5 protein-coding genes and 3 pseudogenes are annotated in these 5,710 nt (G+C 65.9%); 2 read left to right on the forward strand and 6 right to left on the reverse strand.

Features of this window, described 5'->3' with window-relative positions:
* Window positions 1-367, reverse strand: a pseudogene (locus tag FQ389_RS17195) (glycosyltransferase family 39 protein); the annotation flags it as partial.
* A gap of 301 nt (window positions 368-668) precedes the next feature.
* Between FQ389_RS17195 and FQ389_RS17200 the strand changes: the two are divergent.
* A complete protein-coding gene (locus FQ389_RS17200; protein ID WP_144209839.1) occupies window positions 669-1,112 on the forward strand; it encodes a universal stress protein in 444 nt (147 codons plus the stop codon).
* Window positions 1,113-1,127: 15 nt separating this feature from the next.
* On the opposite strand, the gene FQ389_RS17205 is transcribed toward FQ389_RS17200, so the two are convergent.
* Complete coding sequence (locus FQ389_RS17205; RefSeq protein ID WP_144209842.1) at window positions 1,128-1,805, reverse strand: MBL fold metallo-hydrolase; 678 nt, start codon at window positions 1,803-1,805, stop codon at window positions 1,128-1,130.
* A gap of 121 nt (window positions 1,806-1,926) precedes the next feature.
* Between FQ389_RS17205 and uvrA the strand changes: the two genes are divergently transcribed.
* Complete coding sequence (gene uvrA, locus FQ389_RS17210; protein ID WP_144209845.1) at window positions 1,927-4,851, forward strand: excinuclease ABC subunit UvrA; 2,925 nt, start codon at window positions 1,927-1,929, stop codon at window positions 4,849-4,851.
* Between the two features lie 29 nt (window positions 4,852-4,880).
* On the opposite strand, the pseudogene FQ389_RS17215 reads toward uvrA, so the two are convergent.
* The 4 genes and pseudogenes from FQ389_RS17215 to FQ389_RS20960 all read right to left on the reverse strand — a co-directional run.
* Window positions 4,881-5,039: pseudogene (locus FQ389_RS17215) on the reverse strand (OST-HTH/LOTUS domain-containing protein); the annotation flags it as partial.
* Between the two features lie 73 nt (window positions 5,040-5,112).
* A pseudogene (locus FQ389_RS21520) lies at window positions 5,113-5,365 on the reverse strand (transglutaminase); the annotation flags it as partial.
* Entirely contained in the window at window positions 5,337-5,519 is a 183-nt protein-coding gene (locus tag FQ389_RS17225) for a sensor domain-containing protein (RefSeq protein ID WP_144209848.1), read from the reverse strand. The pseudogene FQ389_RS21520 and the gene FQ389_RS17225, both read right to left, overlap by 29 nt.
* A partial coding sequence (locus FQ389_RS20960) for a hypothetical protein (protein WP_260860867.1) occupies window positions 5,516-5,710 on the reverse strand: 195 nt, incomplete at its 5' end. The genes FQ389_RS17225 and FQ389_RS20960, both read right to left, overlap by 4 nt.

Consider the following 5,710-nt stretch of genomic DNA (forward strand, 5'->3'; position numbering starts at 1 on the left):
GGGTTAAGACGACCACCCCGGCGGTGGCGACGCCGACGGCCAGCGCGCTGGGCTGCCGCGACCAGAACTCGGTCGGGGGAAAGATCGCGAACCAGCCGTGCATCAGCAGGTAGTACAAACCGTGCACGGCATCGATGTGGCCCAGCAACCGCCACAATTCCGGCAACGTCCTGCTGGCCGCGGCCGAGACGGTCGCGCCCTCGTCGAACCACAGCGACGGCTGACTGGCCCAGGCCGCGCTGATCACCGCGGCCAGCACACCGATCGCCCACGGGTCGAGCAATCTTCCGCGCGTAGCCGCGTGCCCGGATCCGGCGTCGACGGCCGGGACATCCGGGGGACTGTGTTCGAGCGCGGGCGTAGCCATGGTGCTTGTCACTTTAAGGCGCGCCGGATGAACCTGGTCACCGATGATTCGGGTCCGGTTCGCCCGGCGTCGCCACCCCTCGGATTCGTCGTTTCTGGAAACGGCCGTTACACAACGCCTTCGGGTCCAAACCGCGGTCTGCCATCACGTGATTCTCGGCGCCGGCGCCCATCGTCGCAGCGTGGCGACCCAAATGCAGGCTTGCGCCACGCCGCGGTTGAGTTGTTAATCTGACCCATCTGGATCGGACAATGCTCTACTGTCTTGGGGTTGGCCTGGGCAAACGACACTGGGAGGGTAAATGTCCGCTTATCGGACCGTGGTGGTCGGCACTGACGGCTCGGACTCGTCGTTACGTGCCGTCGAACGGGCGGCCACCATCGCCGGGGCCGACGCCAAGCTGATCATCGCGTCGGCCTACCTGCCCCAGCCGCAGGACGGCCGGGCCGTCGACCTCCTGAAAGACGAAAGCTACAAGGTATCCGGAACCGCCCCGATCTACGCGATCCTGCAGGACGCCAAGGAACGGGCGCACGCCGCCGGCGCGAAGAACATCGAGGAGCGCCCGATCGTCGGTGCACCGGTGGACGCGCTAGTCAGCCTGGCCGAAGAGGAAAAGGCCGACCTGCTGGTGGTGGGTAACGTCGGGCTGAGCACCATCGCGGGCCGGTTGCTGGGTTCGGTACCGGCCAACGTCTCCCGCCGCGCGACGGTCGACGTGCTGATCGTGCACACCACGTCCTGACCGGGTCCTGAAGGCTTACCAGCCCCGTTCGCGCCACTCGTCGATGTGCGGGCGTTCCGCGCCCAACTGCGTGTCGTCGCCGTGGCCGGGGTAGACGACGGTGGCATCCGCATACACCTCGAAGACCCGGCTGGTGACGTCGTTGAGCAACTGCGTGAAATCGCCCTCCTGCCAGGTCTTGCCGACCCCGCCGGGGAACAGGCAGTCGCCGGTGAACAGCTGGGTGATGCCGGCCGTGGCCGGGCCGTTCAGCGCGAGCGCGACCGATCCGGGCGTGTGGCCGCGCAGGTGGATGACGTCGAAAGTGAGTTTGCCGACCTGCACGGTGTCGCCGTGGGCCAACAACCGATCGGGTTTGACCGGCAGCCGTTCGGCGTCGATCTCGTGAGCGGCCGTCGGCGCCCCGGTGGCCGAGGCCATGGCTTCCAGCGCCTGCCAATGGTCGAAATGCTGATGGCTCGTCACTATCAGCGACAGCTTGGGCGCGTGCTCGCGGATCAGGTCGAGCAGCAGGTCGGCGTCGTTGGCCGCGTCGATGAGCAGGGTTTCGCCGGTTTCGGAACACGTGACCAGGTAGGCGTTGTTGTCCATGGGGCCGACCGACGCTTTGATGATCGTCACCCCGGGCAGGGTGCGGCGGGCGGCGGTACCAGGGTTGACGTGACCGGTGTAGTTGTCGTCGACGATGGGCATATGCGACAGGTTACTGGTCCGCGGATTGGGGTGGGCGTCTTGTCGGTGGGGGCACCTAGCATAAAATGCGCCGTGCGCACTGGCCGCCGGTAGCCCGGCAACACACCAGGAGAGGGGTAGCGTGGCTGACCGCCTGATCATCAAGGGCGCCCGCGAGCACAACCTGCGCGGCGTCGACCTCGACCTGCCACGCGATTCGCTGATCGTCTTCACCGGGCTGTCGGGTTCGGGCAAGTCGTCGCTGGCCTTCGACACCATCTTTGCCGAGGGCCAGCGCCGCTACGTCGAGTCGCTGTCGGCGTATGCCCGCCAATTCCTGGGGCAGATGGACAAGCCTGACGTCGACTTCATCGAGGGTCTGTCGCCGGCGGTGTCGATCGACCAGAAATCGACGAACCGCAACCCGCGGTCGACCGTCGGGACGATCACCGAGGTGTACGACTACCTGCGGCTGCTGTACGCCCGGGCGGGCAGCCCGCACTGCCCGGTGTGTGGCGAGCGGATCGCCCGCCAGACGCCGCAGCAGATCGTCGATCAGGTGTTGGCGATGCCGGAGGGCACCCGATTTCTGGTGCTGGCCCCGGTGGTGCGCACCCGCAAGGGCGAGTTCGCCGACCTGTTCGACAAGCTTAATGCGCAGGGGTACAGCCGGGTTCGGATCGACGGGGTGGTGCATCCGCTGACCGATCCGCCGAAGCTGAAGAAGCAGGAGAAACACGACATCGAGGTGGTGGTGGACCGCCTGACGGTCAAGGCGGCCGCCAAGCAACGGCTGACCGACTCGGTGGAAACGGCGCTGGGCCTGGGCGACGGCATCGTGGTGCTGGAGTTCCCCGACGATCGTGACGAGCACGACCACCCGCGCGAGCAGCGGTTCTCCGAGAAGCTGGCCTGCCCCAACGGACACCCGCTGGCCGTCGACGACCTGGAACCGCGGTCGTTCTCGTTCAACTCGCCGTACGGCGCCTGCCCGGAATGTGTGGGACTGGGCATCCGCAAGGAGGTCGACCCGGATCTGGTGGTGCCGGACCCGGACCGCACCCTGGCCGAAGGCGCTGTGGTGCCCTGGTCGTCGGGACACACCGCGGAGTACTTCACCCGGATGATGGCCGGCCTCGGCGAGGAGCTGGGATTCGACGTCGACACGCCGTGGCGCAAGCTGCCGGCTAAGGCGCGCAAGGCGATTCTCGAGGGTTCCGACCATCAGGTGCATGTGCGGTACCGCAACCGGTACGGCCGGACCCGTTCGTATTACGCAGATTTCGAGGGTGTGCTCGCGTTCCTGCAACGCAAGATGGAGCAGACCGAATCCGAGCAGATGAAGGAGCGCTACGAGGGGTTCATGCGCGATATCCCCTGCCCGGTGTGCGAGGGGACCCGGCTCAAGCCGGAGGTCCTGGCGGTGACACTGACGGGAGAGTTTGGGGGGGAGCGCGCTGCCAAGTCCATCGCCGAGGTCTGCGAGCTGTCGATAGCCGATTGTTCCGACTTCCTTAACGCCCTCACACTCGGTCCGCGTGAGCAGGCGATCGCGGGGCAGGTGCTCAAGGAAATCCAGTCCCGGCTGGGTTTTCTGCTCGACGTGGGGCTGGAGCACCTGTCGCTGTCCCGGGCGGCGGCCACGCTGTCCGGCGGTGAGGCGCAACGCATTCGGTTGGCCACCCAGATCGGTTCCGGCCTGGTCGGGGTGCTCTACGTGCTCGACGAGCCGTCTATCGGGCTGCACCAGCGCGACAACCGTCGTCTCATCGAAACCCTCACGCGGCTAAGGGCTTTGGGCAATACCCTGATCGTCGTCGAGCATGACGAGGACACCATCGCGCACGCCGACTGGGTCGTCGATATCGGCCCGGGCGCCGGGGAACACGGCGGCGAGATCGTGCACAGTGGGACGTATGAGGAGCTGCTGCGCAACGAGAAGTCGATCACCGGCGCCTACCTGTCGGGCCGGGAAAGCATTGCCACGCCCAAACATCGGCGTCCCGTCGATCACAAACGCAAGCTCATGGTTGTCGGAGCCCGCGAGCACAACCTGCGCGGCATCGACGTCTCGTTCCCACTCGGCGTGCTGACCTCGGTGACCGGTGTGTCCGGTTCCGGCAAGTCGACACTGGTCAACGACATCCTGGCGGCCGTGCTGGCCAACCGGCTCAACGGTGCCCGGCAGGTCCCGGGCCGGCACACCCGGGTCACCGGCCTGGACCACCTGGACAAGCTGGTGCGGGTGGATCAGTCGCCGATTGGTCGCACCCCGCGCTCTAACCCGGCCACCTACACCGGGGTGTTCGACAAGATCCGCACCCTGTTCGCGGCGACGACCGAGGCGAAAGTCCGTGGCTACCAACCGGGCCGGTTCTCGTTCAACGTTAAGGGCGGTCGCTGCGAGGCGTGCACCGGTGACGGCACGATCAAGATCGAGATGAACTTCCTGCCCGACGTGTACGTGCCGTGCGAGGTGTGCCATGGCGCCCGGTACAACCGGGAGACGCTGGAGGTGCACTACAAGGGCAAGACCATCTCCGAAGTGCTGGACATGTCGATCGAGGAAGCGGCTGAGTTTTTCGAGCCGATCAGCAGTATTCATCGCTACCTGCGCACCCTGGTCGACGTGGGTCTCGGCTATGTCCGGTTGGGCCAGCCGGCCCCGACGTTGTCCGGAGGTGAGGCGCAGCGGGTCAAGCTGGCGTCCGAACTGCAGAAGCGCTCGACCGGCCGGACCATCTACATCCTCGACGAGCCCACCACCGGCTTGCATGTCGACGACATCCGTAAGCTGCTCAACGTCATCAACGGCCTCGTCGACAAGGGCAACACGGTCGTGGTGATCGAGCACAACCTGGATGTGATCAAGACGTCGGACTGGATCGTCGACATGGGCCCCGAAGGCGGTGCCGGCGGCGGAACTGTGGTGGCCGAGGGAACTCCGGAGGACGTCGCCGCGGCGCCGGAAAGCTACACAGGCAAGTTCCTCGCCGAGGTCGTGGGCCGCGGCCCGGCCCCGGCGGTCAAGCCGCGCGCCAACCGCCGCCGCAAGGTCAGCGCCTGAGCCTCGGCACACCCCGGGTTAGGTTCGCCGCGTAGCCGCACCAGATGCGTGGTGCTGGTCTCGTCGAGCTCGACGAGGTCACCACGGGACCGCAGGAAATCGCTGAAAGACCGGAAGCCCAGAGCCTTTTCACGGAACGACGGATCCATCCTTTTCATCTGGGCTTTGACGGCAGAATTGTGTAGCCAGATCATTAGAATCGGCGACGACATGGCGTTGAGTAGCCGGGTGCGAGGTATCGCCGACATCCCCACACTACGCTTAGCGGATCGAAACCAGTTGGTCGATCGAATCCGCGGGCAGGTCGTCATCAACCACAGCGGTCACCGCCAGCTTGATGAGCAGGCTCGCGCCCCTGATTGTCGAGAAACGCGGTATCGGTCGCCACCGCTCCGTCAATCGAATCGCTGGAGCCGGGCGCATAGTTCAGTCTGGTACCCACCCACGAACTCACGTGCTCCAGCAGGGTCGCGGAATCGTGATCATTACCGAATTCTTGAGGCAAACCATAAAAAGTACAGCACGTGCTGGCACACCACCGGATTGTTGCCCAGGGTGCATTGCAGGGCGATGTTAGGCGGATTGCCGCTGAGCGGGCCGGTGGTGCCGACGATGGTGTTGACCTGCTCCACCGGGACCAGGATCGAATCCAGTTGCGCCGCAGTCACTGTCGGGGCGCCGCTGGTGGTCGGGATGTTCGTTGCCGGGGTGCCGCGGTGGTGTTCGGAACCAGGATGTCAGGCCGCGATACTCGGGGACGGTGCGTCGCCGTCCAGATTCCGGTCCCCGCGACCAGCGCGACGACGAAGACTAGCGTGCCGAAGATCAACCCCAGCCTCCGCCTGGGCGGCGGTGGGGC

Source organism: Mycobacterium tilburgii (assembly GCF_902168065.1).
Lineage (GTDB): Bacteria > Actinomycetota > Actinomycetes > Mycobacteriales > Mycobacteriaceae > Mycobacterium > Mycobacterium tilburgii.